Source organism: Shewanella glacialipiscicola (genome assembly GCF_023283485.1).
Lineage (GTDB): Bacteria > Pseudomonadota > Gammaproteobacteria > Enterobacterales > Shewanellaceae > Shewanella > Shewanella glacialipiscicola.
The window spans coordinates 26,695-52,365 of sequence record NZ_JAKILU010000019.1 but is presented as its reverse complement, the minus strand read 5'-3'; the positions used below and the strand labels follow the sequence as shown (position 1 = coordinate 52,365).

22 protein-coding genes, 1 tRNA gene and 1 pseudogene are annotated in these 25,671 nt (G+C 45.7%); 7 read left to right on the top strand and 17 right to left on the bottom strand.

Annotated elements, in window-relative coordinates; translation table 11 throughout:
• Positions 1 to 13: 13 nt before the first annotated feature.
• A complete protein-coding gene (locus L2717_RS13840) occupies positions 14 to 268 on the top strand; it encodes a putative hemolysin (protein ID WP_220772814.1) in 255 nt (84 codons plus the stop codon).
• Between the two features lie 66 nt (positions 269 to 334).
• Here the strand turns inward: L2717_RS13840 and rlmF are convergent, their stop codons facing one another.
• Entirely contained in the window at positions 335 to 1,426 is a 1,092-nt protein-coding gene (rlmF, locus tag L2717_RS13835) for a 23S rRNA (adenine(1618)-N(6))-methyltransferase RlmF (protein ID WP_220772813.1), read from the bottom strand.
• A 72-nt stretch (positions 1,427 to 1,498) separates the two neighbouring features.
• Positions 1,499 to 1,930, bottom strand: a complete 432-nt coding sequence (locus L2717_RS13830; protein ID WP_076497380.1) for a flagellar basal body-associated protein FliL — start codon at positions 1,928 to 1,930, stop codon at positions 1,499 to 1,501.
• A gap of 114 nt (positions 1,931 to 2,044) precedes the next feature.
• On the opposite strand from L2717_RS13830, the gene L2717_RS13825 reads away from it, so the two are divergent.
• Entirely contained in the window at positions 2,045 to 2,608 is a 564-nt protein-coding gene (locus L2717_RS13825; RefSeq protein ID WP_220732923.1) for a chorismate--pyruvate lyase family protein, read from the top strand.
• A gap of 81 nt (positions 2,609 to 2,689) precedes the next feature.
• On the opposite strand, the gene L2717_RS13820 is transcribed toward L2717_RS13825, so the two are convergent.
• The gene (locus tag L2717_RS13820) at positions 2,690 to 5,242 is read right to left on the bottom strand and encodes an immune inhibitor A domain-containing protein (RefSeq protein ID WP_220772812.1); all 2,553 of its coding nucleotides are present in this window, start codon (positions 5,240 to 5,242) and stop codon (positions 2,690 to 2,692) included.
• A 318-nt stretch (positions 5,243 to 5,560) separates the two neighbouring features.
• Positions 5,561 to 6,154, bottom strand: coding sequence for a YhgN family NAAT transporter (locus tag L2717_RS13815; protein ID WP_220772811.1), 594 nt, complete (start codon positions 6,152 to 6,154; stop codon positions 5,561 to 5,563).
• A gap of 221 nt (positions 6,155 to 6,375) precedes the next feature.
• Between L2717_RS13815 and L2717_RS13810 the strand changes: the two genes are divergently transcribed.
• Together L2717_RS13810 and L2717_RS13805 are read left to right on the top strand one after the other, a co-directional pair.
• Positions 6,376 to 7,983 (top strand): ZIP family metal transporter, encoded by a 1,608-nt coding sequence (locus tag L2717_RS13810; protein WP_220772826.1) that lies wholly within the window; start codon positions 6,376 to 6,378, stop codon positions 7,981 to 7,983.
• 61 nt (positions 7,984 to 8,044) lie between these two features.
• Complete coding sequence (locus L2717_RS13805; protein ID WP_220732926.1) at positions 8,045 to 8,845, top strand: NRDE family protein; 801 nt, start codon at positions 8,045 to 8,047, stop codon at positions 8,843 to 8,845.
• Here L2717_RS13805 and L2717_RS13800 read toward each other — a convergent pair.
• The gene (locus L2717_RS13800) at positions 8,842 to 9,312 is read right to left on the bottom strand and encodes a YybH family protein (RefSeq protein ID WP_220732927.1); all 471 of its coding nucleotides are present in this window, start codon (positions 9,310 to 9,312) and stop codon (positions 8,842 to 8,844) included. The two genes, L2717_RS13805 and L2717_RS13800, sit on opposite strands and share 4 nt — an antisense overlap.
• 139 nt (positions 9,313 to 9,451) lie before the next feature.
• On the opposite strand from L2717_RS13800, the gene L2717_RS13795 reads away from it, so the two are divergent.
• On the top strand, positions 9,452 to 10,081 hold the full coding sequence (locus L2717_RS13795; RefSeq protein ID WP_220772810.1) for a LysE family translocator: 630 nt from the start codon (positions 9,452 to 9,454) through the stop codon (positions 10,079 to 10,081).
• Here L2717_RS13795 and L2717_RS13790 read toward each other — a convergent pair.
• Positions 10,078 to 11,343 (bottom strand): mechanosensitive ion channel family protein, encoded by a 1,266-nt coding sequence (locus tag L2717_RS13790; protein ID WP_220732929.1) that lies wholly within the window; start codon positions 11,341 to 11,343, stop codon positions 10,078 to 10,080. The two genes, L2717_RS13795 and L2717_RS13790, sit on opposite strands and share 4 nt — an antisense overlap.
• 400 nt (positions 11,344 to 11,743) lie before the next feature.
• Complete coding sequence (locus tag L2717_RS13785; protein ID WP_220772809.1) at positions 11,744 to 12,136, bottom strand: DUF1090 domain-containing protein; 393 nt, start codon at positions 12,134 to 12,136, stop codon at positions 11,744 to 11,746.
• Between the two features lie 232 nt (positions 12,137 to 12,368).
• Here L2717_RS13785 and L2717_RS13780 point away from each other — a divergent pair, with 232 nt between their 5' ends.
• Positions 12,369 to 12,998: a DUF3157 family protein gene (locus L2717_RS13780; RefSeq protein ID WP_220732931.1), complete on the top strand. Its 630-nt coding sequence runs from the start codon at positions 12,369 to 12,371 to the stop codon at positions 12,996 to 12,998.
• 181 nt (positions 12,999 to 13,179) lie between these two features.
• Here the strand turns inward: L2717_RS13780 and L2717_RS13775 are convergent, their stop codons facing one another.
• The 4 genes from L2717_RS13775 to fdhD all read right to left on the bottom strand — a co-directional run bounded on the left by L2717_RS13775 (position 13,180) and on the right by fdhD (position 16,297).
• Positions 13,180 to 13,611 (bottom strand): VOC family protein, encoded by a 432-nt coding sequence (locus L2717_RS13775; protein ID WP_220772808.1) that lies wholly within the window; start codon positions 13,609 to 13,611, stop codon positions 13,180 to 13,182.
• A 280-nt stretch (positions 13,612 to 13,891) separates the two neighbouring features.
• Positions 13,892 to 14,125, bottom strand: coding sequence for a sulfurtransferase-like selenium metabolism protein YedF (yedF, locus tag L2717_RS13770; RefSeq protein WP_220772807.1), 234 nt, complete (start codon positions 14,123 to 14,125; stop codon positions 13,892 to 13,894).
• On the bottom strand, positions 14,125 to 15,339 hold the full coding sequence (gene yedE / locus L2717_RS13765) for a selenium metabolism membrane protein YedE/FdhT (protein ID WP_220772806.1): 1,215 nt from the start codon (positions 15,337 to 15,339) through the stop codon (positions 14,125 to 14,127). Before yedE ends, yedF begins: the two co-directional genes overlap by 1 nt.
• A 121-nt stretch (positions 15,340 to 15,460) precedes the next feature.
• On the bottom strand, positions 15,461 to 16,297 hold the full coding sequence (gene fdhD / locus L2717_RS13760; protein ID WP_220772805.1) for a formate dehydrogenase accessory sulfurtransferase FdhD: 837 nt from the start codon (positions 16,295 to 16,297) through the stop codon (positions 15,461 to 15,463).
• Between the two features lie 141 nt (positions 16,298 to 16,438).
• Here fdhD and L2717_RS13755 point away from each other — a divergent pair.
• A tRNA-Sec gene (locus L2717_RS13755) sits at positions 16,439 to 16,533 on the top strand.
• 93 nt (positions 16,534 to 16,626) lie between these two features.
• Here L2717_RS13755 and selB read toward each other — a convergent pair.
• The 6 genes and pseudogenes from selB to fdnG form a co-directional block, all read right to left on the bottom strand.
• Positions 16,627 to 18,450: pseudogene (gene selB, locus L2717_RS18250) on the bottom strand (selenocysteine-specific translation elongation factor); the annotation flags it as partial.
• Entirely contained in the window at positions 18,447 to 19,868 is a 1,422-nt protein-coding gene (gene selA, locus L2717_RS13750) for an L-seryl-tRNA(Sec) selenium transferase (protein WP_220772825.1), read from the bottom strand. The gene selA and the pseudogene selB, both read right to left, overlap by 4 nt.
• Before the next feature lie 71 nt (positions 19,869 to 19,939).
• Complete coding sequence (gene fdhE, locus L2717_RS13745) at positions 19,940 to 20,845, bottom strand: formate dehydrogenase accessory protein FdhE (protein ID WP_076497406.1); 906 nt, start codon at positions 20,843 to 20,845, stop codon at positions 19,940 to 19,942.
• Positions 20,845 to 21,489, bottom strand: a complete 645-nt coding sequence (locus tag L2717_RS13740) for a formate dehydrogenase subunit gamma (protein ID WP_220772804.1) — start codon at positions 21,487 to 21,489, stop codon at positions 20,845 to 20,847. Before L2717_RS13740 ends, fdhE begins: the two co-directional genes overlap by 1 nt.
• On the bottom strand, positions 21,486 to 22,397 hold the full coding sequence (gene fdxH / locus L2717_RS13735; protein ID WP_076497410.1) for a formate dehydrogenase subunit beta: 912 nt from the start codon (positions 22,395 to 22,397) through the stop codon (positions 21,486 to 21,488). Before fdxH ends, L2717_RS13740 begins: the two co-directional genes overlap by 4 nt.
• 2 nt (positions 22,398 to 22,399) lie before the next feature.
• Positions 22,400 to 25,414: a formate dehydrogenase-N subunit alpha gene (gene fdnG, locus L2717_RS13730; protein ID WP_220772803.1), complete on the bottom strand. Its 3,015-nt coding sequence runs from the start codon at positions 25,412 to 25,414 to the stop codon at positions 22,400 to 22,402.
• Positions 25,415 to 25,671: the final 257 nt, after the last annotated feature.

Sequence of the window (25,671 nt, the reverse complement as noted above, 5' to 3'; positions counted from 1 at the left end):
TCAAAGGCTGTTTATGAAGTTCAGTTTAACGTTTGTGACCACCCTGCTATTGGGTGTGGCATTAGCGGGTTGTGGTGAAGCCAAACAGCCTGCTGCACAAGTGAGCATAGCCAATCCCGCTTCAGAGTATTGCATCTCCCTCAATGGCAGCTTAACAATTGAGATGACTGCTGAGGGTGAACATGGCATCTGTACCTTGCCCAATGGTGAAACCATTGAAGAATGGGCGTTATTTCGCCGCGATCACAAGGCAGAAAAACCACAATAAAGAGTATTTTTAATTTGATGACATAACAGGCGCTTAGCACCTATTTTTTTACTTAAAATCAAAAGCTTAATGTGATAACCGTTCACTGCGCCAGATTTTGCGCTTATCCACCGACTGAAAACTCCATGCTAAAACTCGGGTAATTTTATTACCCTGCTGCATCTCGATAGTCTTTACTGTGTCCACTTTTAACTGCGCCAAAGCTTGATAGCAAGGTTTTAAGTTTTCCTTCTTCGATACTAGGCTAGTGAACCACAAGCATTGTTCGGCAAACGATTGGCTTTCACTGATCATCGTCGCCAAGAACTGCCGTTCACCGCCTTGGCACCAAAGCTCTGCCGCTTGACCACCGAAATTCAACCTAGGTTCAGTCTTTACCGCACTACGACGATTAAGCTGTAGATTGTTCACCTTACGTTTTGTCCCCTCATTGGCCTCGGCCATAGAGGCATGAAAAGGTGGATTACACAGCGTTAACTCAAAACGTTCTTCGGTTTGAATAATGCCCTTAAAAACGGCCTTTTCATTCGACTGTAGCCTTAAGTGTAAACACCCCTGCAATGGCGGATTAAGCTCGATAATACGTTGCACATTGCTAAGGGAATCAACATTGATATCCGTGGCGACAAATTGCCAGCCGTATACTTGGCTACCGAGTATCGGATAAATACCATTTGCACCAGTGCCAATATCTAACACCCGCACGTTATCCATCGCGCATGATTTATCGCCTTCGGCTAAGAGATCGGCTACATAATGTAAATAATCAACTCGACCAGGAATAGGGGGGCATAAAGCTCCCGCAGGAATATCCCAAAATTCAATCCCATAGTGGTGTTTAAGCAAGGCGGTATTGAGCATTTTAACCGCCTGAGGGTCGGCAAAATCTATTGATAAAGCGCCATAGGCGGTGGGCCGAACAAAGGTTTTTAGTTTAGGCAAGGCGTTTATCAGCGCCGGAAAATCATAACCGTGCAAATGGGCATTACGCGGATGTAGAGTTTTTTTGATTTGGGTACTGGGGCGGTTTTTAACTGGCGCCTTGCTCACCTTTGCCTTGGCGCCAGCCTTCTTTGCCCGGTTGGTTTTGGTATTTATTGGGCTAGCGGCTATTTTGAGCGGTGCTGAAGCAGTCAGTTTTACGGCAGGTTTTGACATAGTCACTCTTGTAGCGCAGTGGGTGTAATGCAGTGGGCCGACATGCATCAGCCCTTAAAGTGGGGCAGTAAATTAATCGTACAAATAAGAGGTAAACAGTAAGTTGACTATCAATGGCTTACCCGCCTCTTGAGTGATCAAATTATTGACGATGTCGAAGCATTCACGGCGAATCTCTTCACGTCCTATCAGCGATTTAACTTTGTCTTCCGATTGGTTGCCTAACACTTCAACAATGGCGGCGCGCAATAACGGATCATGTCGCTCAATAGTAATGAGATCGTCGGGGCTTTTAACCATCAGTTCAATACTGATTTTGACAAACCCTAGTTTTTTACGGGTTGAAATGTAATTGGTGACGATTTCTGGATCAAAAGCATAATAAGCGTACTCAGGTGCGGTCGCGGCAGCGGTATCTGCAGGCGCCACTTCTTTCTCATCGGCGGCGTAAACACTAAAAATACCCGTGAATAAAATCAGACAAGTTGAGAGTAATTTTTTCATAGCGACTTATGGCCCCTAAAACAATAATGGTAATGGATGAAACTTCCCAATCTATCTGCTCGCGCCATGACATGCTAAACTGCCGACGTTTGCTTATATTGTAACGAGTATTTAATGGATGTGACTAGCTTAAGCTTCCCTTATGGTGAATCTATTCAATGGTTTTGTGCCGATAGCGCCAACAAGCTCCCTCTTTCCCCCTTAAAAGAATGGTTGTTCGCCACTGGTAGCCTAACGCAAAAGCTCAAAACCTGCTGCACTCAATTTGAGGTCAAAGTCTTAGGTGAAGGGCACTATGCACCATTAAATGGTGAATATCCTCAACAGGGATCAGTCTGGATCCGCGAAGTATTACTCTGCCTCGACACTGTACCTTGGGTATTTGCTAGAACCTTAATCCCTGAAAGTTTAATGTCTGAACGACAAGGCGATTTTCTTAGCCTTGGCTCTCGCCCCTTAGGCGAATTGCTATTTAGCCAAGATAACTTTATCCCCGGTAGAATAGAAGTCGCTAGCTTTGAAACCTGTAGTCGCCTTGCCCACTTAGCTGAAAGTTTACAGCAAACTGTCGAACATGATCTTTGGGGCCGCCGCCGTTACTTTCATCACGGTGAGCACGAAATGATCGTCAGTGAGTTTTTTTTGCCCGCGGCCGAACAAGCTATTAATAAGATGTAATGCGATTTTCAGTTTGAGAGTCAATAAAAAAATGCCTCTAATTGAGAGGCATTTTTATTGAGTAACACTAAGAATTTAAAGCTATTTTAACTGACGACGCCACGCAAATACCCCGAGGATGGCAAGGTTTAGCCAAGCTAAACTACCACCGCCTGAACTCTCAGTTGCCGCTGCAACCGTGACAGTCGCATTGCTCGTTACCTGAGTATTTGCCATATCGGTTACTGTGAGCTCTACGCTATAAGTGCCAGCCGCAGCATAAGTATGGGTCGGCGCCTCAGCAGTGCTTGTCGCGCCATCGCCAAAACGCCATGCATAGGTTAATTGCCCCATACCACCATCAACATTACTGGTAAAATTCACTGCTAATTGAGTCACTTGTTTAGTAAAACTGACCGTTAATGGTGTAACGGCATTCGCATTCGCCAAACGAATAACCGCAGCACTGTTATTACGGGATTGAGACAATACCTGCATCGTTAATCCGAGCGGTTGTAAAACCATACCGGATTGCGGCTGCAGCGGTGCGCTGTAGTCTAAGCTGTCATCAAATAGACTCACTGCATCGAGATGATTATCACCCAAATAAAAGCTTTGTTTCACCGTGCTAAAGGCTGCGTCACGGATCTGTTCATCGGTAGACGTCAGGCCTAAGCCAAGCATATTTTGGTCGGCATCAATCACGCCAATTAAACTATGGCCAGCATGATCTGATACGTTGTTGTCGGTATAACCCGCATCTTCTAACCAGAGTAATACTCCGGGATCAAAACCGACAGATTTTAAACCGACATCAACGCCATTATGACTACGTAACTGAATAAGATAGCGAGATGCAGCGCCCGGACGAGAATCCTGAATACGGCTATAACCGTTGAGCTTCACTTTATCCGCCACTTCGGCGTTATCACTATATAACTCTGTGGTATTTTGTTTAACGCTGATGTTGTCCAGCGTGATCCCCGCCTTAGTTGTCGCCTCATCGGTGACATAGTTGATTTCAATCGTCACTGCATTGCCAGCAAATGCGGCTAAATCGTATTCCAGAGCCACCCAAGCATCGCTTCCTTCTGCCTGAGAGTTGGCAGACGACTCACCGGTAATAATATGGTGCGCACTATTTATCGCGTTATCGGACAAAGTGTGATTACCTGCAATCGCCACACCATTCACGTTAACTTGCATATAGTCATAGTCGGTCTCGATGCTCCAACTGGCCTGCATACTCAGAATAAGTTTTTCCGTGGTTACCTTAGGTAAATCAAGATTAAAACTCATGCTGTTATTCAGCATATTGCCTTGGCCAGAATAGTATTGGTAACTGCCCTGATATGGCGTTTTAAAAGGAATTAGCGCAGGAGGAAGAGGGATAGAAATTTGGTTTACCGCCTGATGATTAACCGCCTCATTCAAGGTTATATTGACGCCTGACTTAGGAATACTATCCAAGCTAATTTCACGCTCATTTAACCATTTACCCTTATATCTTTCCTGCAGATAAGAGCGAGCATAAGGGCTAAAACCACTCGGTTGTGCACCCGCAATGTCACCGGTCCAACTCCCACCAGACATCAATGACCATGCGCCTACTGGTGAGCCATCTTTATTCGTATTATCACTCGTATCGTATTCATCGGGTAGGCCGAGATCATGACCAAACTCGTGGGTACAAACCCCCGTTGCCGCGTCGATAGGCTGAATGGTATAACCGAATACTTTTTTCACCGTACCGGGAAGTGCATAACCTTGCGTGCCTTGCTCAACAAAATAGCGATGGGACCAAATAGCGCTCGTTCCTAATGCTCCGCCACCGGTTTCTTCACCTATGCTGGAGTGAAATATCATCACGTGGTCGATGATGCCATCGGGTTCGTTATAGTTACCGTTATTATTAATATCATAAGGATCTTCAACATCATAACTGGCTAACTCTGCAACGGACATACTCGTGACAGCTTGGGACACCGCCTCTTTAACCAATTGGCTTACCTGTGCATCGCTGCCAGATTGAGGATCGTTAGCGCCATAGTATTCCGCATTTTGATTAGCGGTATACCACCCCTTAACCTCGCCTGTAAAAGAAAAGGTTTGCCCAGAAACCGCTTGATAATACTGATACCCTGATGTGAGGTTCTGTCCCTGTGGACCGTTAAATCCAGTCTTAGAAAAGAGTAAATTTTGATAATGCGATAGTGGATAACTGGGATAATACATGGCGGTATCATCGGCGTTTAAACCATTGTTATCGTGTTTTAAATTAGGGAAATCAATTAATACGGTCAACACTTTCACGGTTTTTTTTATATCAGCATCGGCTTGTAGGCGCTGTGCTGGTGAGCGCATCATGTGCGATGATTGGGCTCTTTGTACGCGCGCATGCTCGGCTTCAACTTCAATGCGCGGTGTTTTAGGTTGAGCCAATGTCGCGCGGTAGATATAAGCCTCAATCGCAGCCTGCTTTACGCTATCACTGGCATCCGTTGCCACTTCGCCCCGTTTAATAAGCCAATATAAAATTCGATCTTTGTTAATCACGCCCGCATCTGCAGGGGTATGATTTGGAGCTGCCATACACGCGCCACTAATCAATGCCAACAAGAGTCCAAGCGCTATGACGCTTTTTGTACTTCGCATTTTTAATCCTTTAGGTAACTGCTAACACCGCCTTGAAGAGTGTTTTTATAAGGCGAATGTCTCTTCGTATTAAAATAACTCTGCCCGTGAGGCAATTTATTCAGGGGTCTATCTCTCAAATTAAGAGACAGGTTGTGGACGTTAGCAGCACTATAGCGTGGTAACAACTTGATACATTGGTTAAAAGGCAGGATTTACCATTTTGTCAGCATTAATTCAGCAAACCCCAGCGTAAACCTTACTCTAGACGGTATCTAAGGCATAAAAAAACCGTATTCACGGCGCGAATACGGTTTTTCTGTAGGGGCTTTGGTCAACTTACATAGCCGTTTTCATATAATTTGAAATACCATCGAGGAACATTTGTACCGAAATCATCACCAATACCATGCCCATTAAACGCTCAACGGCGGTCAACCCTTTCTCCCCTAATATTCGAGTAAAGAGCTTATAGAACATCAAAATTACCGCACTGGCGGCCCAAGCAGAAACAAGCGCAATCGTCCAATCACCCATCCGCGAACTATCGGTATGCGCCAGTAAAATCAAGGCAGCAAGAATCGACGGGCCAGCCATCAAAGGAATCGCCATAGGCACGATAAAGGGTTCTTCTCCCGCTGCTAAACCAACCACACCACCAGGCTGAGGGAAAATCATTTTAATTGCGATAAGAAACAGAATAATCCCGCCCGCAATACTGACCGATTCAGAACGGAGATTTAAGAAACTTAAGATAGCTTCGCCCGCATAAAGAAAAGACAGCATAATGACTAACGCAAAGAGCAACTCGCGAATCAATACCTTGCGACGTTTTTTAGGATCGATATGCCGAAGAATCGATGCAAAAATCGGCAAATTACCTAGGGGATCCATAATAAGAAACAACATTACTGCAGCAGAAAATATATCCATTTAACTTATCAACATCCAAGCCAACATAGATCGCTATTGTATAACTTTTCGCAGCTTAGATCTGAAAATTTATATAAAAATACCCAAAGTGAATAAAAGCATCTACCTAAAAATACGCTGAAAAATGTCAACTGTTAAGTAAATTGCCAGCAAGTCTATGCTCACTTTGCCTTGTAGCTGATATACTACAGCGTTTTTTCAGCCAATTGTCCGTGGAATCCATGCTCTATCTTCTTGCTAGTTGTATCGCACTATTAATCGGGCCACTTTTTTACCGTTATTTCTCATCGGGAAGCGGATTACAAAAAGCGCTCGACGGTTTTATATTCGTCTCATTGGGCGGATTAGTGCTGATCCATATTTTGCCTGAGCTATTAGAACATGGTGGAGTGCTGGCGATTGTGTTTGTATTGCTCGGTATCTGGGGGCCAACCGCCAGTGAACGGCTATTTCATCGCTATTCAGAAATAACCCATAATCTCACCCTCTCTTTAGGTATCGGCGGCTTACTATTGCATACCATCACCGATGGTGGAGCTATGGTATTAGCACAACAAGAAGGCAGTTCAGTCTTACTTGCGCTCGGGGTCATTATGCATAGACTCCCTGTCGGACTCGCTATTTGGTGGCTACTTAAACCACAGGTCGGCACGCGCTGGGCCAGTCTAGTACTGGTCGCTATGATGGTGCTTACCGCTGTCGGTTACTTCGCAGGGGAACAGTTAATATCTCAACTAAGTTTAGATAATACCGTTTATTTACAAGCATTTGTTACGGGCTCTATTTTACATGTTGTGCTACATCAACCCCATGGACAACACGACACTAAGGTACAGGGTAAATACGAATACCAAGCTGGAATCGGTAGTTTATTGGGTATAGGTCTACTGGTGATGCTACTGATGATTGATTCTGGTGGCCACGAGCATGCTCACCACGATCATAGTACCGAACAATTAGTCACTTGGTTACTGACACTCGCGCCCGTATTGTTATTGAGCTACGGGGCGGCAGCGCTGCGATTTAAATGTGGCCTGACACCGCAAGATAGCAGTTTAGCTAGTCGTTGGTTCCAACGCTTAGTGGGGCCAGAAGCGCTAGTTATCACCGCTTTGCTACTGGGGCCGTGGTTAGCGTTATTTCAACTATTTGTCGTGTTTATCTTGAGTGCTTATTTAAGCTATGCCAAGGTCAACATTACCGATCCACACACAACATTGCCCACTAGCTCTTTGCGTTTTGGCTTTGCGCATTTAGTCGATCGCAGTGCACCTTGGATTTTGCTTAGCTTAGTACTCGTGAATCTGATTGGTCATCCTTCAGTGCCATTAAGTAATCCATTATTACAAGTGATAGTGTTGTTATTGGTCTTTTTACCTATGCGTTTCTGTAACTTAGGGGCTGCAGTACTTGCGCTAGCACTGGCTTACAGCGGATGGAGTTCTGTTGCTGTGATGATGCCGCTAATTGCTGCACCGGTACTCAACCTAGCGCAACTGAGATTAATGACCTGGCTACAAAGGGGCATATTACTGAGTATTATTGCATTAGGGTTAATGGCTACATTAGTTTTACCCCTGTGGTTCTCGTTAATTTCGTTACCAGAAACACTGAACTTAGTCGCACTATTAGCGCTATCGGGATTATTTGCTGCCAGCCTACTGCGCTTAGGCCCACGTAAATTTTTACGTCGTTTGATGCTCAGCAAACCTGTGAGTCATACACATAATCACGCTCACAGTCATGCGGACATGCCCAACCCAGCTAATCCACATTCCGACAAGCATGCACACGAGCATACGAAAACAGATAAACATTCACATCACTAACACTGTTCATTTATGAGCAGACAGGCTAAATTAATCTATCTTTGGATTAATTTGGCCAGTTATGTGCATACTCTTTATCGCTATTAATGCCCATCCTAAGTACCCATTAATCATCTGTGCCAACCGCGATGAGTTTCATCATAGACCTACCGCGCCGGCACACTTTTGGCTACCTGAAGAAAACATACTCGCGGGAAAAGATCTGCAAGCGGGCGGCACTTGGTTTGGTGTGAATAAACAAGGACAAATAGCAGCCGTCACTAATTTGCGAATGGCCCAAAAGAGTTCTGCTGCGATGCGTACTCGTGGTGAGTTAGTCACGAATACACTTAGTTCTGGCTCACTGGTGTGCCCAAATTGGCTTGTTGAACATAGTGATAACTATCAGCCATTCAATCTTATTTTTGGTCAAGGCACTGACTTATATTGTTTTAACAGTATTAATAAAAATACCGTAAAACTAGCTAATGGATTCCATGCGATAAGTAATGGCGATCTTGATGATGTTTGGCCAAAAATGGCCAAAGGACAACAAGCGTTAGAAGCCCTGATTAATCAATCTAGTCATATTGATGTGCAAGCACTGATCCAACTAATGAAAGATGACTCTCAGCCACAAGATCATGAGTTGCCCAATACGGGCGTGGGAATTGAATGGGAACGTCGCTTAGCGGCAATTTATATTAACCATCCCGACTACGGCACACGCTCCACCAGTATTTTGCTTGAAGATGCGCAAGGTAGAATGCATTTCACCGAGGTGAGATACGATGGCAAAGGCCGACAACTCGGGCAACAGGATTTCCATATAACCCTGCCATCCGAGCCACCAGCAACGCCAGAATGTTTAATTCTGTCTTAATTTTTGTCGCGTGATGAGTCCGAACTGTGATCCATAGTGATCACCCAACGATCATCAATTTTCTCAACTAACAGGGTAAACACGCCTGTTGGTGCATCTTTTGGGCGCCGTAATTCCCAGCGGCCAACCACCATAGCCGCATAATTACTCAGCATTTTGATTTCTTTGATAGTGAGTTTTAGCTCACCGAAGGCTTCTTTATTAGGGTAATTCTTTTTATAGGTAGCAAGAGCTTCATCCCATCCGAAATGAAACTTACCATTAGAAGCAAAACGTAATCGATCACTCTTCCAATAACCTTGCATGTAAGCATCAAGATCGCCGCGATTCCACGCGTCCTGTTGCCCCTTAAGCATTTGGGTTATTTCATCCGTTGGTACTGCACTCACATGACAAGTGACCCACAGTAATAGTGCTGCCAATACTTTCTGCCACACACCTTTATTCAACCATCCATTCTTCAACACTGTGTTGTTCTCCCTCACAATCAGGCTAAACTACACTATAGCGAACTCAACACAGACTCGCTCGTTAAAGTCAGCACAAAATATAAAAAAAGTAGATGATATAATTCATTTTTTATTAAACCGATGTAGAGCCTCACCCATGCAAACTGATACTTGGTTACTTTATCTTATTGCCATTATGTTAATTGGAATATCTCCTGGGCCCATCGCCGTTTTATCCATGTCCCACGGTATACATTTTGGCAAAATGCGCAGCTTAGCCACGGCATTAGGCAGTGTCAGTGCAGCCTTAATATTAATGATGGCTTCTGCTGCGGGTCTTGGGGCACTGATTAGTGCCTCTGAGTATGGTTTTACTTTACTTAAATGGGGTGGCGCCGCGTATTTAGTTTTTTTAGGTATTAAGCTATTACTGACAAAAAACCACGGGCAAACAATTGAAATGGGCCACTTACAAGGTAAAGGTAAAGGTACGCCTCAACAACTTGCTAAGCAGGCTTTTTTAGTAGGAATAAGTAATCCGAAGGATTTACTGTTTTTTGCGGCTTTATTTCCGCAATTTATCGACTTATCTGCCCCGCAATTACCACAACTTACTATTTTGGCACTCACTTGGGCGGTAGTCGATTTTGGCTTTGTCATGTTCTACGCTTGCATGGCCAATGTACTTGCACCCAGTCTAAAAACCAGTAACAAGTTACATTGGTTTGATAGAGTCAGCGGCGGTGTCTTTTTGACGTTAGCCGCGATTCTAGTGTCGAGAGATTAATCAGCCTTAACCGACTTTAAGCTACGAATATCATTGCCTGTAGGTGCTTGAAATGACACTAAACCAAACTCAGGTAATATCGCAAAAACATGATCGAAGATATCCGCCTGTATTGCTTCATAAAAAGCCCAGCGAGTATCATTGGTGAAAACATAAATCTCAATGGGTAATCCCTCTGTGGTTGGCGCTAATTGCCGTACCATTAAGGTCATTTCTTTATGGATTTTATCGTGACGCTGTAAGTATTCTTGCAGGTAAGCACGGAAGGTACCGACATTCGTCAAATGACGACCATTCACTTTTATATCAAGATCAGACACCTTCGCATTAGACTCTCGAATTTCATTAATTTTTGCAGGAAAATATTCTTTTAAACAGTTAACTTTACTCAGGCGCTCACGCTCTTCCTCTGTTAAAAATTTAATACTGTTGATATCAATATTGATGGCGCGCTTGATCCTACGGCCTCCCGATTCAGACATACCGCGCCAATTACGAAAGGCATCCGATACAAGAGCATAGGCTGGGATCATGGTGATGGTTTTATCCCAGTTACGCACTTTCACCGTAGTCAGAGACACCTCTTCTACCGCGCCATCGGCACCGTATTTATCCATCTGGATCCAGTCGCCTTTACTCACCATACGGTTCGCCGCTAACTGAATACCCGCGACAAAACCTAAAATAGTGTCGCGGAACACTAACATCACAAAACCGGTCGCCACACCTAAGCCGCTGAGGAAATATACCGGCGATTGATCGGCCAAGATTGAGATAGAAACGATAATCCCAACAAAAAATAAAAATAATTTGGTTAACTGTACAAAACTTTTAACCGGTAAACGCCGACTGACCAAGTTAACATCTGAAATTTCATCGACCGCATCTAAACTGGCATAAATAGCCCCAATCATCAGTACCACTAGCCAAATGCTCAGTAAGCGGTCGACTAAATTATTTATGATTGGATACTCAGTGAGTGCGATGGGAACTAATAAATTAAGCACTATGGCAGGGACTAGCATAGCCAGCTTTTCGAGTACCTTGTAACGCATAAACACATCGTCCCACGTTGCTTTAGAACGTAAGATCACCATATTTACCGCGCGGACAACCACACGTAAAACAATAAAATAGGCTATGCCCGCTAACAATATAAAAGCAATAATCATAATGCTGGTCGATATGCCGTCCGACGGTTGGCTATCAATCCCAAAGCTCGTTAACCATGCCGAAATTTTGAGCTTTATTTCCTGTTCCACAATTCCACTCCAACTTTTAGCCGCTAGCGCAACCATTTCATACAAAGGTAACAGTCGAGTGAACCTCGGTTACATATCACCATACATAATGCATATTAATTACAATAGCTTACATTTAAATAGCTATTGGTATTTTGAATATACCGAACAACAAGGCAAATGAACATCTTTAAACGGATACCAAGAAACCACTTATCCCCTAAGTGATGCATTAACTCGCTTAGCTTTACCACTCGATCAATTCTCGCCGCTGAAAGCATTAAATATGGCCACCAAATGCAATCAGTAACGGCGACTATTGGGCTTATCAATCACAAAGCCGTTAAGACTAAGCGCGAGTTGTCACGCCAGCCATGTAACGGAATGGATGATCTAGCGCAAGCTAAGCGAGTAACCAGTATTAATGGGTTAATTCTGCTCGAGCTTCAGCAAGCTCCGCCTCAGCTTCTGCAACCTTTGCACGTTTTTTACTAATCTTATCCATAGATTTACCTTCTTCTATGGCTTCAGCCAGTTCATTTTGGCGCTCAGTCAGCTTTTCTTCTGATTCCTCAACTTTAGCTAATCGCTCGGCGTATAAACTGTCGTCGTCACAGTGGGTTGATACTTCGTTGTAGGCCTTTTCAAGCCCCGCAACCTTATGCTTATTACCCGCAGCTTTCGCCTGCGCAAGTTGTGCACTAATTGCGTCTAACTTTGCCGCACAACCGACTTTAGGCGCTTCTTCAGCCCAAGTGGTAGCGCTAAAGACTAAGCCAAGGACCAAGCCATACATACCGTGTTTCATCTGCATATAAATCTCCTCCCACGCTCTTTACTGACAATAACGCTACGTGGTTATGTAATGACACCACGCTATCAATATAGTGACACAGTCTGTTAGTTCAATCTGTATTCACGTTAGAATCTTCTCTTAAAAATCACTTTATTCATTTAAACAGCACTTAGGCAGTGATTAACATGCGCTAAATAGTTTAGGTTAAGGCAGAATGTTGACTTAGACAGATACTGGAGCCCAAAAATAAATGCAAACCTCATTACGCCTTAGCGCACTTAGCTCGTTATTGTGGCTATCATCATCGGTTATGGCTGCCGACGTAGCGAATATCACCCTCGATAATGGCGCTCAAGTCAGATTAAAAGACGACTTTACTTGGGAATATGTGCTCACGCAGACCCAGGCGGCACCTAACGCCTTAGCCACTGACGCCGTGATTGACAGCTCCAGCAGTGTAGCTAGTCTTCCTAGTGCTGCCGTAGCGAGTCAGGCTGCCGCGACGCCCGTCACCACACTAACAGCCACCGCCATTGCTCAGCCCGAATTATTAGGCTCAACCGCTAAAGACGGTATTAAAGTCAGCTTTGCTGAAGCGCAATGGAAAGATGATAAACTTGGGCTTAACTTCGAACTGGCGAGTACGAGTAATAAACATGTCACGTTAGTGGAAGTTGAAGCCAGCTTTTTTTCCGATAATGGCACGTTACTCAAGACTGAAAAACTGGCAGTGTGGGAAGCGATATTCCGCATGCCTGAAACCTATTTACGCAAAGGCGAGCAGCGTAACAGCAGCGTGATTTGGGTCGAAGGTATAGATAAAGCACAATGGCAGAAGCAGTTAATCAACCTCAAGATCACTGAGATCAACTCTCGCTAACTTAGCCGATATAAAGGGATGGCTAAGTTTTATATTAAGCAGCAAGGCGTCTTATCTGACATTCAGTCCTAAGGGTATCTTGCTGCTAAACTCTTGGACATTAGCAGTGAGATATTTTCACCGCTCATTATCTGATTAAAGCCTTATTGCCGCGTACCAATCTACTGTAATTGGCTATAACTCAATCACGATATGCCAATCTTTGCGCCATAGGGTGTTTATCATTCAATTGCAGCAAATCCCACAAATTACCGTATAAGTCTTCAAACACGGCAACTGTGCCATAGTCTTGTTCTTGCGGCTCGCGCGCAAACTCGACACCATCGGCGACCATACGGCGGTAATCACGCCAAAAATCATCGGTATTTAAAAATAAGAACACCCGACCACCCGCCTGATTACCAATAAAATCGAACTGCTCAGGCTTAGAAGCCCGCGCCAACAAAATAGCAGCGCCCTTAGAACCAGGCGGAGCAACCACCACCCAACGCTTATCTTGTTCGGCTTGATAGGTGTCCTCCACTAATTCGAATTTTAATTTATTCACATAAAAATCAATTGCCTCGTCGTAATCTTTTACGACTAACGCAATATGCACCAGTGCTTGTTTCATTCTAATTCTGCCTCAACAACTATTGGATAGCAGTTTACCGTCCATTTCTGGCGTTTCGTAGCCCTATCAACTTGTTTTGTATAATACGGATTTCACTTAATTCTCAGAATTGTATTAGGTGATAACTATCTCAGCTGGTATCAAGCAGCAATATTGCCGTTACAAGATTAATGTTAAGTCCACAGCACAAAGTGCTCGCCAAATAATCCTTCTGCAATTGCTTAAATAAAAAAGCACAAACTCAACAGTTTGTGCTTTTTTGATTCAATACTCGTTAGCCTCAGCGCTGAATTAGATAGCGGATCGTCGGACCATTTTGATCAATTTCGAGTACGGTATAACCATGATTTTTGGCATCGAGGGGAATATTATTAATCGATTGTGGACAATCACTAATAACCTCTAAAATTTCGCCTTTTTTTAATTTTGGCATTGCCTCTAGGGTCGCCACTGCCGGATATGGACAAGGTTCGCCGACCATATCAAGTTGATAATCTGGAATATATTGTGTCATTACACGGCCTCCGCAAGCAGTTGTTCATCGCGCTTCGCTTTACGGGCAAAGAAACGTTTTTCCCACAGAAACATTGAACCAAAAGACAGCGCGAGCAGCGCATAAGTCACTAATAAACCGCCCTCATTACCTAGGCTAGTGAGCAGATTCACTTTGTCCCAATTAGTCGCTAATGGTTGAGCGATATCATCCCAATAATAGGCCAGCAAAGTCGACCCTAATACGTTACCTAAACCGACCCACCAGAAATGCACTTGCCCCTCAACCGCGCGGTACATCCAACCCGTTTCACAGCCGCCCGCTAACACAATACCAAAACCAAATAGTAAGCCACCGATCACCGCATTAGGGCCCGCCCACATAATTTTTGGCGACACACCTAATTGCACATAGCTGTAAATACCAATAGCACTGACGGCCATACCTAAAATAATCGCCTTCGCCATGTGGGTTCGGCCCGTGATCCACATATCGCGAAAAGCCGAGGTGAAACAGATTTGAGCTCGCTCGATAAGTAGCCCAAAACCGACACCAAATAACATCGCCATACCCAGTTTTGGCGCATCGAACATCGTCAATAAACCCCAACCGACAATACCGACAAACACCAACATTCCGATACGAAAACGCCGTCTAGCCTGATTTTCGTCCTGCTTGATTGAGGTGGCTTTACTGACTTTTTTTAATGTGACCGGAATGCGGAACATCGGCAGTAAAGTAAACCTTGCACCGAAATAGGAACCCGCTGCCGTTGCTAAGGCAAAAAACCAAGCATGCAAAGAGAACTGAGGAATACCAGTAAAAAAAGCAGCTAAGTTACATCCCATCGCCAAACGAGCACCAAAGCCGGCAATAATGCCGCCAATCAGTGCCTGTGCGATACGAATACGGCTCTGCGGCATACGCAGTTTGACGTTATTGGCCCAAAGCGCAGCGGCAATACAGCCACCAAACATACCGATAATCATCATGCCATCGACGCGATCTAAGGGAGACCCTTCTAAACCGATTACTTTAAAATACCCCCAAGATTCAGGGTTTGCGCCTAAAAACTGTAGCAAATGCCCACCCCAACGAGTGAACTCCCCCGTTACAGCCCAGAAAGTGCCTGTTAAACCAAAATAGTAAGTAGAAAGGATACCCGCAGCGATCACCGCAGGCATTGGCGCCCAAAATCGAATTAAATAGGCTTGCTTAAATTGTTGCCATGTCATGTCATTATCCTAATGAACGAGACTGTAAAAAAATAAGCGCAATGCGCTTATAACCGTTATGCCACTGCTGCACTCAAACCCAATACACGATTGATATTTCAGTGTGACAGTCGCTTCACGCTTAAATGGCTTTGGCTAAACGAGCAGTATTTTGTCCCAGCAGTCGATAACCGTGGGTATAAAGCGTTGCCCTGCCATTACGACAAAAACCGATGAGCGTGATGTTGCTTTTCTCTGCTAATTCCAACGCCAGTGAGGTCACAGCGGACATAGCAAACAGAATTTGGATATTGGCGCTTGCCGCTTTCTGAACCATTTCAAAACTGGCTCGGCTCGTCAGCAGTACGGCGACAGGCCGTTCAGCCTGGCGCAACGAAAAAGCACCAATCAATTTATCAAGTGCGATATGGCGGCCAATATCTTCATAGGCCGCAGTGATCTGTCCTTCAAGGTTTAGTCCCATCGCAGCATGGGTTGCTCCGGTGAGCTTGAAGTGATGTTGATTACTTTTAATGTGTTCGAGTGCGTTCTGCAGATGTTGAATATCAAACCGAATATCGGAGTCGACGCGCATAACGGGTTTTACCGCTTCTTCGAGTTGTGCTACGCCACACAAACCGCAGCCGGTACGACCCGCCATATTGCGTCTTTGTTGCTTTAACTCCATGAAACAGCGCTGCGTAATCTCAACTTGAATGAGTATGCCTTCAGGTGTGAACTCTAATTCAACGCCCTTAATCTCATTAATATGCGAAACGATACGCTCAGACAGCGTAAAACCGACGGCAAATTCTTCTAAATTTTCGGGGCTGGCCAACATAACAGTGTGTGAAATGCCGTTATAAACCAGTGCAACCCGTACTTCATTCGCTAAATAGTCAGTTAATTCTGACGCTTGTCCGTGCTCTAAAAGGGTCACTTTTCTTTCAGTAACCACAGCATGTGAATGATATTCCATAGCGCCCCTCTTAACGTATTAAAAACAAGTAAAAACAATTAGTTTGATGACTATTTAAGACTTACATCACAAAGTGATTAACTAAATAAAAATCGAGTTGAATCATCCCAAAGCATTTTCTATTATCCCTAGGTCTTCATTGGAAGAACGTCGTCTCCGGTGAGGCGTCCGGATTTCAAATCCGGGTAGGGCTGCCAGCAGTCCTGGGTAGGTTCGACTCCTATGTTCTTCCGCCAATCCTCGTGAGAAAAAAACAGCTCAGCATCCCTAATTTCTCGGCTATTACTGCGATACTTTCTGCGGGTAAAGCCACTGCGGTCAAAAAACTCCAGTAATTGAATACTCGCCTTACGTCCAAGTCCAATCATGTCCTTAAATTCACTCGTTTCAATTTTGCCCTCTACTGCTACATGCTGACGCACTAAATTGGCATACTGACAAAGCTGCTCGCTGAGCAAATATCGGTCTTTCACAACGGCGGTAATAAAACCCTGCTGCACTAATTGAAAACACAATAAGCGCAACTTAGCTGGGTCAAGCTCAAGGTATTCACCCATTTCAGTCACCCATATCGGCGTAGTTTGTTGCGCTAACCAAGGTGCTAACCTTTGCCAACATTGCTGCGCATCGGCATCTAATACTATTTTGTGTTCAGCAAGCTGCAACAAAGCGCCGCGTAGCACCATGCGGCCTTCTTGGCATAGAGTGTCGAGCACTTTATTAGCTAATTCGGGCGGTAAAACGCTGTGGATCATCCGCTGTAGACGACTACGGCCTAACCCAAGTTGATCAGGATGTTGTTGATGGTATTCGCCCAGTAAATGCAGAAATTGCTGTTTTTCTTGTTCGAGTAAACTTACGGCAATAGCATAACCGCCAAGTCGCACTAAGCCTGCTTGGGCCAGCAACGTGGCAAGGCCTTCATCGGTCAGTTGCCAACGCCAAGCGAGTTCAGCTTCAGGCAATGCTTGGCTTTGGCCTAATAATGCCAAAGCAGAGACAGCCTGATTCATGTTGGCTAATTGCTGCAGGGCATTGACTCGTTCAGGCGTGCGTTTTTTACGATTAGGCACCTTGAGTGCCAGCACCCGCCCTGCACCTAAGGTTTGTTTACCACCAATGTGACGCAGCACAATACGGTCGTCTTGACAGAGCAATAACGGCTTTTCAAGCACGAGCTCCGCCAGACAAAACCCTTGTTCATCCACATCATTGAGTAGCGAGACGCGGCCTAAGGTATGATCGCCGCCGTGATGACAACTGACATTTTGCCAATGTACTAGACCATCGATACCTGAATAATCAAACGTGCGGATATGCACCACGGGACGAGCACAGGGCTCAGCTTGGGGTAAACTGCTCAGCCAATCACCACGTTCTGGAGTGCGATGGCTATCAACTCCGGCTAAATTAAGTGCGACGCGCGTACCCGTCACTGCGCTTTGCGCTTCTTGTCCTTGGCAATGAATGCCACGCACCCTGAGCTTGCCTTTTTGTGCTGAGCTGTAGAGACTATCGCCGATGCACACTCTGCCGCTAATGACGGTGCCAGTCACCACGCAGCCAGCACCTTTAACATTAAAGGCGCGATCGAGTGTCATTCTAAAACTACTTACATCTTCGCTGCGTAATAACTCTTGTGCTGCAATATCAAGGATATGAGCGCGCAGTGCTGCGATACCGTTAGTCTGCTGCTCATCAAATTGACTGGCCGCGACCTCAAAAATGCGACTGGCATTCATCGCATAGTCTGCCAACAGAGCCTGACCTTGCGCGGCAACTTGCGCAGCTCTTTCGCTATCGACTAAATCTCGCTTGGTTAACACTAAGGTCAAGCTAGTTAGAGGTAAAAGGGCCAGAATCTGTAAATGTTCGCGGGTTTGCGGCATCACACCATCATCACAGGCTAATACCAATAATGCGTGGCGAGCATGACTGACGCCCACCAGCATATTGTTGATAAATTTTTCATGGCCGGGGACATCAATAAAAGCGAGGCGTGAACCGTCATTCAATGGCATAAAGGCATAACCTAAATCAATAGTCATACCGCGGCGCTTTTCTTCTGGTAAGCGGTCGGTGCCCATGCCAGTTAATGCTTGAATGAGTGTACTTTTACCGTGATCAACATGGCCTGCCGTGACAATAATCATAACTGCACCCCTAGGGTACTTAGCTCAGCAAGCAGCTCTGCCTCATTGTCGATTCCACGTAAATCTAATCTGAGTTGATCGTTACTCATACGGCCAATCACGGGTCGTTCGGCTTGTTTAAAATGCTGTTCTAACAAGCTTAAACTCCCGCCCTTTAAGGCGGTAAAACACAAGGCGACGGATGGCAAAAAAGTATCGGGTTGCGAGCCACTACCCACCTGGGTTTGGCAGTCTTGTAATTCAATGCCATAAGCAGGCTGAAACAGTGGTACCAGTGCCTGCTGTAATCGCTGGCCTATTTGCCTGAGCGTATCTTGGCTACGGGCAAATTTCGCCATAATCGGCAATTCAGTATCTAAGGTTTCTGGCGTGAGGTAATGGATTAAGGTGGCTTCTAACGCCGCTAAAATCAGCTTGTCGCAGCGTAATGCGCGTTTAAGAGGATGACTTTGCAATTGATTAATCAACGACTGTTTGCCGACAATTAACCCTGACTGAGGCCCACCTAATAATTTGTCACCCGAAAAACTCACTAAATCAACCCCGTCCAGTAGCATGGCCTGCGGGGTAGGTTCTTGTTTAAGACCAAAACGGCGTAAATCGGTGAGTGAGCCACTGCCCAGATCTGAGATTAATGCAATACCGCGCTCGCGACATAACTCACCCAGCTTGGCCTCTTCTACCGCCGCGGTAAAACCACTGATGTGATAGTTACTGGTATGAACCTTCATGATGGCGGCGGTATTTTCAGTAATGGCTTGCTCGTAATCTTTAAGATGAGTGCGGTTGGTACTGCCTACTTCCACTAAGGTACAACCTGCTTGACGCATGATGTCGGGGATACGAAATGCTCCGCCAATTTCCACCAGCTCACCGCGAGAAACGATGACTTCTTTTCCCGCCGTTACCGCAGATAACATCAACAATACAGCGGCAGCATTATTGTTAACCACACAGCAGGCCTCTGCTCCAGTAAGGCGATGGATCAAACCACTAATGGCATTATCGCGATGGCCACGTTCTCCTGCGGCTAATTCAAATTCTAGCGGTGTTGGGTAACGCATTACCGAGCTGACCGCTTTAATGGCGGCCTCCGACTGCTGGGCACGGCCAAGATTAGTATGCAAAATCGTACCCGTAAGGTTCCACACCGGTTTTAGGCTGTGGCAATAGTCTCTTGACAGTTGATCAACCAAGCATCCGTGTAATTGCGCGGGGTCAGAACACCAATTTGGTAAGCGGTGTTCCTGACTAATTAACGTGCGCGCAGCATGTAAATGCCCATCCAACGCCGCCTTTACCGCCGCCTTACCGTAGGTCTGCTGCAATTGTGCAAAGCTCGGCTTTGCCAATAGGCTGTCCATTGAAGGTAAAGCGCGATACAGGGCTTGTGGCGTGTCGGGTGCTTGGGTCATCATCTGTGTCATCTTTAGTGTGCTAAAAAAGGAAGGACTTGCATTATCACAAGCCCCTCCCACATTCACTTGAACTACTCGGTTTCATGGGCCAGTAGGAGTGGATTGACGGTTGTCGCCCCAAACCCTTTGGCATTAAGCTCTTTATCCAGTATCAAGGTTGCCAGATCGTCAGCCGCCACATCCATTAAGGGTGACTTTTCGATAAACATCATTTTGGTATAGCCATGACATTCATCGCAGCTTTCAATCCGCACTTGCGCTTGTGCATCGTCGAGCGACCAAATTGTCATTTCTTTATCTTGGCCACAACTCGTGCAATGGGCGCGAATGTAATGCCATTCGCTCTCACACAAACTGCAATGCAGATAACGTAAGCCTGCTCGAGGCTCATCGACAATAACGCTCGCCACCGGATGACTGCCGCAAATGGGACACAAGCTTTGTTGTTTCAGCTTGCGTTGATCCATACGCTTGATCACCATGGGTGCCCAATGGGACCAATAAAGCCCCATTGCCGCCCATAGAAACAGGCTAAAACGCGCGGGAGCATCACTCATGCGCCCTTCGCGTAATGCGCGTCCCCACGTACTTAACTGCTCAGGAGATTGCTGCATCAGCAAACGCACTACCCGTGCAACGGATTCATCCACCTGCGGTAGCAGATCGCTTAACAGTTGCTGTAGTAGTCCTTGCCAGTAGCTATCCACCTCTGAGCCCAAATGAGAAAGCGGAATGGCCCCTTCTTTCCCCCAAGAGAGTAGCTGACCGAAATCAGCCTCCTTTGCCAGTCTGGCTTGTATAGACACCACACGGCGGCATAGCTCAAAGTAGTCAGCCAGCGGCGAGTCCTTGGCTAGCGTCAGCAAACGTTGGGCCCTTCTGTGATACACAGCATGGGGATCCACCGCTTTAATATGTTTCAGTTCCAGCGGCGATTCGCTGCCGGGGACCATAGGTATCTCGGCTGTTTGACTCATTAGTGTTTTTTCTCCACGTCTGAATGTTCATCTAACATCAAAGGGTGATGCTTACGACACCAAGCTTTAGAAACTTTGCCGTAAAGCATGCCCGCGACCGAACCTTCCACCCACGTTGCCATCCAAAAGTGCACTATCACGAATATCATCATGATCAAGGCACAAATCGCATGTAACAGAATGGCCCAGCCCACTACTACGCCCGAAAAATACGGTGCAAAGTAAGGCTGCCACATCATGATCCCAGTTACGGTTAAGACGATTGAGGTCACCACAAAGGTACGAAATAATACCTTTTGACCCGGGTTGTAATGGCCGATAGGCGGGATACCCTCCTCGTTCTCGAACATCACATCCTTAATCGCCAACATCCATTTGAGATCGTTCTTTTCCCATTTGTTGTGGTGGTAATAACGCACCAACAGCAACATTAAGGGTAAACACATCATCAAACCGGCAATGGGGTGAATGAAGCGCGCCAATTGGGGTGTTCCTGCTATCGCTCCCATCCATTGAAAGGAAGGAAAAAAGATAGAGAAGCCAGTGAGAAAGGTCACTAAGCCCACGGCAACAATGAACCAATGACAAATGCGATCAAACAGCTTATGACGCACTATCATTTCTTGCTTATCATGCTTGCTCATTGGTCATCCTCCTCTTTGTCCTTTACCTCTTCCTCTGGAGGCTGATAACCCGGCTGATCCTCTTCCACTATGTTTCGACCCACAGTAATCTTGTGTAAACAAGCCACGGCAGCCGTTGCAATTAGGCCCGCTGCACCGAGCGGTTTCACCCAGTCTTGCCACAAGGTGACAGACAATGGGATCTGTGGATCAACAGGCATGTTATAGCTATCAGGCTGAGTGATATCGTGTAATATCATCATCATCGCTGTGCCGCCCACGCCTTCTGGGTTGTAGAGTCCGGCTTTTGGAAAGCCTTTTTCTTTTAGTTCAGCCACGCGCTTCTCGGAATAGAACAACATGTCCTCACGGGATCCAAAACGCAGGGCTCCGGTGGTGCATGACTTCACACAGGAAGGTTCTAATCCGACCGCTAAACGGTCAGAACACATAGTGCACTTGTAAGCTTTGTTGTCCTTAGGGTCGATTTTTGGCACATCGAAGGGACACGCACTGGCGCAATAACCGCAACCAATACATTTGTCTGAATCAAAGTCCACCACGCCATTGGCATGTTGAATAATCGCTCCTGAAGTCGAACAGGCTTTTAAACAAGCCGGATCAGCACAGTGCATACAAGCTGAGTGGGTAAATTGCCAACGTAGCTTGTTACTTTCCATCACCTCATGAAACTCCATCAGGGTCCAACACTGGCCTGATAGTGACATGGGGTTTTGGTAACTACCCTGGAACGTACCCACTTCTTCCCGTAGGTCATTCCACTCTGAACACGACACTTGACAGGCTTTACAGCCATTACACTTAGTGGCGTCAAACAGCTTGGCGACCTGCTCCGACGAGTTACGACCTTTCGCTGCTGGCGTCATCCCTGAAGTTCCAGAGCGGCGGATAATGTCTTGTGATGCCATAATCAGATCCCCTCAGCTTTAGCGATGTTAACCAAAAACGCTTTGAACTCAGGTACCTGCGTATTTGCATCACCGACTTCTGTGGTGAGCACGTTACAGGAGTAACTTTTACGAGTTAATGCGTTATGGCTGCCGTGACGAGGTAACCCAATCGTATGAACTAACTGGCCATTCACCTTTAACGGTTGCAGACGTTTAGTCACTAACGCTTTGGTTTGTATGCTGCCGCGCTTAGAGCTGACAGTAACCCAATCACCGTTAGCAATCCCTTTCTCAGCCGCTAACATTTCATCCATTTCGACAAAGGTTTCAGGCATAGAAATCGCCGCTAAACGAGCATGGGTTGACCAGAAGTTAAAGTGCTCAGTGACACAATAAGTCGTCGCCACATAGGGGAAGTCTTTATGTGAACCTAAGGTTTCTTTTACGCCCGGTAACATACGCACCGCAGGGTTACTGGTCACTTTGTGCAGTGGGTTCACCCCAATAGGTGACTCCATCGGCTCATAGTGCTCAGGGAACGGACCTTCTGCCAACAGTTTGAGGGCAAAGAAACGACCCACACCTTCAGGCTGCATGATGAAAGGACCCGCTGATTGCTGTGGCGTTAACTTCATATTGAAGTCGCCCACATCAATGCCGTGCCACTTGCCATCGACCCATTCAACGATTGTGCGTTTAGGATCCCAAGGTTTACCGTTGAGGTCACATGATGCACGGTTGTACAGCACGCGGCGGTTAGCTGGCCATGCAAATGCCCAACCCGGTGTTACCCCTTTACCTGACGGATCATGGTTATCGCGTCGGGCCATTAAGTTGCCCTCTTCGGTCCAAGAACCCGCATAAATCCAACAAGCACTTGCCGTACTGCCATCATCTTTAAGTTCTGCAAAACTACTAATTTGACGGTTAGTCAGCAGATCTTTACCGTTAAGCTCACGGGCGACTTCTTCAGCATGTGGCGCTAACGGATTATGGTAATCCCAGCTAATGGCATTTAATGGTTCAGGCAATTTACCGCCTTCTTGCTTGTACAACTTACGCATTTCCATCAACACACCAGAGAGGATTTCCGCATCTGGTTTAGCTTCACCCGGTGGGTTAGCCCCTTTCCAATGCCACTGCATCCAGCGACCAGAGTTCACAATCGAACCCTCTTCTTCGGCAAAACAGGTTGTCGGTAGACGGAACACTTCAGTCATGATTTCAGCAGGATTAACCTCGTTGAAACCATCGGCGTTTTGCCAGAAGGTTGCGGTTTCCGTTGCCAGTGCATCAAGTACCACCATATATTTAAGATTACTCAATGCTTTGAGTACCTTATTACGGTTTGGCATAGAGTTAATGGCGTTAACACCTTGGATAATGTAACCATTTACTTCACCGTGATAGGCCATATCTAAGTGTTTAGTAAAGTCGTACTGTTTATCCCATTTAGGTACCCAGTCATAACCAAAGTCATTGGCTGCTGTCGCGTTATCACCCCAGTAACTCTTCATTTGTGAAATAAAGAATTTAGGATAATTTTGCCAGTAGTTGGTCTGATCGGGACGCAATGCAATCGGCGTATTATGTTTAAGATAAGTCTTAAGATCGGTGTCTTTATCACTTGGTAACTTAAGGTAGCCAGGTAAGCTTTGACACAGTAATCCCATGTCTGTCGCGCCTTGCACGTTAGAGTGACCACGTAGTGCGTTAACACCACCACCCAGCACACCAATGTTACCCAGCAGTAATTGCACCATCGCCATAGAGCGAATGTTTTGTGCGCCTTTAGTATGGTGTGTCCAGCCTAAGGCATACATAAACGTCGCCGCTCGGTCGTGGGTATGCGTGCTACCAATTTGTTGGCAAACCACTTCATAATCCGCAATCGGCGTACCGGTAATATTGCTTACTGTTTCAAAATCATAGCGATCCACATGCTGCTTCATTAAATTCCACACACAACGTGGATTCTCAAAGCCAGGATCGATTTTAGCGTGACCTTCTTCGTCTAATTCGTAATACCAAGACTCTTTATCGTAGCTATCGGTTTCTTCATTAAAACCACTGAACAGACCTTCATTAAAGGAGAAGTCTTCACGGACTATGTAACCTGCGTTGGTATACGCTTTTACGTAATCGTAGTTAACCTGTTTAGTTTCAATCAGATAACGGATCACCCCTAATAAGAAGGCAATGTCGGTACCTGAGCGTAAAGGTGCGTAGTAATCCGCAACCGCAGCGCTACGGGTAAAGCGTGGATCAACCACCACTAATTTGGCGTTGTTATGTTGCATTGCTTCCGTTACCCAGCCGAATCCGACAGGGTGAGCTTCTGCAGCGTTACCGCCCATAATAATAATGACGTTAGAGTTTTTAATATCGATCCAGTGGTTGGTCATGGCACCACGTCCAAATGTCGGAGCAAGACTTGCTACCGTTGGAGAGTGTCAGTTACGCGCAATAGTATCGATTGCAACTAGGCCCAATGCCCGTGCAAATTTTTGGGTGATATAGCCACCTTCGTTCGGCATCGCCGACGAGGTCATCATCCCGGTGCTTAGCCAACGGTTAACCGTCGTCCCAGCGGAGTTCTTTTCAATTAAATTCGCATCACGATCATTTTTTAGCAGGCGAGCAATACGCTGAAACGCATCATCCCAACTAATACGCGTCCATTCATTACTACCTGGTGCACGATATTCTGGGTATTTAAGACGGTTCGGACTATTAACATAATCCACCAAGCCAGCACCCTTAGGACACAATGCCCCACGGTTAACTGGATGATCTGCATCCCCTTCGATATGGAAAATAGTTTGCTCGGCATTCTTGCCATTACTACCCTTGCTATACATCAACAATCCACAACCCACTGAGCAATAACAGCAGTTATTGCGGGTTTCTTTCGCGCTAATGAGTTTGAACTCGCGAACGGCCGCATAGGCCTTTTCGGACATCAATCCCAACGCTGAAATTGCTGAAGTGGCAGCTCCGGCAGCACACAGTTTAAAAAACTGGCGTCTGTTCATAGCGTCCTCTCACACTCTTGTCGTTATGAGTCTGGTGATTGCAATAGTAAATTTTGCAACCGACTGAGTGAGCCTCGTTAAAGACCACACTTAATTTGAGATTATCCTAAAATAGAAAATGGATGACAAATAATGACACGAGATCTAGATCGCAAATTACCAACCACAAAACTAAAAACCGAAAACAAGACAAAAAACACCAATAAGAAGAATTTAAAACCAAAAAAAATAATAAATACGAGATTAAAATCTAAAAT

What these genes read in the sequence shown, in the direction of transcription:
- L2717_RS13840 (WP_220772814.1), top strand. Translation starts at nt 14, where the DNA reads ATGAAGTTCAGTTTAACGTTTGTGACCACCCTGCTATTGGGTGTGGCA.
- rlmF (WP_220772813.1), bottom strand. Translation starts at nt 1,426, where the DNA reads ATGTCAAAACCTGCCGTAAAACTGACTGCTTCAGCACCGCTCAAAATA.
- L2717_RS13830 (WP_076497380.1), bottom strand. Translation starts at nt 1,930, where the DNA reads ATGAAAAAATTACTCTCAACTTGTCTGATTTTATTCACGGGTATTTTT.
- L2717_RS13825 (WP_220732923.1), top strand. Translation starts at nt 2,045, where the DNA reads ATGGATGTGACTAGCTTAAGCTTCCCTTATGGTGAATCTATTCAATGG.
- L2717_RS13820 (WP_220772812.1), bottom strand. Translation starts at nt 5,242, where the DNA reads ATGCGAAGTACAAAAAGCGTCATAGCGCTTGGACTCTTGTTGGCATTG.
- L2717_RS13815 (WP_220772811.1), bottom strand. Translation starts at nt 6,154, where the DNA reads ATGGATATATTTTCTGCTGCAGTAATGTTGTTTCTTATTATGGATCCC.
- L2717_RS13810 (WP_220772826.1), top strand. Translation starts at nt 6,376, where the DNA reads ATGCTCTATCTTCTTGCTAGTTGTATCGCACTATTAATCGGGCCACTT.
- L2717_RS13805 (WP_220732926.1), top strand. Translation starts at nt 8,045, where the DNA reads ATGTGCATACTCTTTATCGCTATTAATGCCCATCCTAAGTACCCATTA.
- L2717_RS13795 (WP_220772810.1), top strand. Translation starts at nt 9,452, where the DNA reads ATGCAAACTGATACTTGGTTACTTTATCTTATTGCCATTATGTTAATT.
- L2717_RS13785 (WP_220772809.1), bottom strand. Translation starts at nt 12,136, where the DNA reads ATGCAGATGAAACACGGTATGTATGGCTTGGTCCTTGGCTTAGTCTTT.
- L2717_RS13780 (WP_220732931.1), top strand. Translation starts at nt 12,369, where the DNA reads ATGCAAACCTCATTACGCCTTAGCGCACTTAGCTCGTTATTGTGGCTA.
- L2717_RS13775 (WP_220772808.1), bottom strand. Translation starts at nt 13,611, where the DNA reads ATGAAACAAGCACTGGTGCATATTGCGTTAGTCGTAAAAGATTACGAC.
- yedF (WP_220772807.1), bottom strand. Translation starts at nt 14,125, where the DNA reads ATGACACAATATATTCCAGATTATCAACTTGATATGGTCGGCGAACCT.
- yedE (WP_220772806.1), bottom strand. Translation starts at nt 15,339, where the DNA reads ATGACATGGCAACAATTTAAGCAAGCCTATTTAATTCGATTTTGGGCG.
- fdhD (WP_220772805.1), bottom strand. Translation starts at nt 16,297, where the DNA reads ATGGAATATCATTCACATGCTGTGGTTACTGAAAGAAAAGTGACCCTT.
- selA (WP_220772825.1), bottom strand. Translation starts at nt 19,868, where the DNA reads ATGATGACCCAAGCACCCGACACGCCACAAGCCCTGTATCGCGCTTTA.
- fdhE (WP_076497406.1), bottom strand. Translation starts at nt 20,845, where the DNA reads ATGAGTCAAACAGCCGAGATACCTATGGTCCCCGGCAGCGAATCGCCG.
- L2717_RS13740 (WP_220772804.1), bottom strand. Translation starts at nt 21,489, where the DNA reads ATGAGCAAGCATGATAAGCAAGAAATGATAGTGCGTCATAAGCTGTTT.
- fdxH (WP_076497410.1), bottom strand. Translation starts at nt 22,397, where the DNA reads ATGGCATCACAAGACATTATCCGCCGCTCTGGAACTTCAGGGATGACG.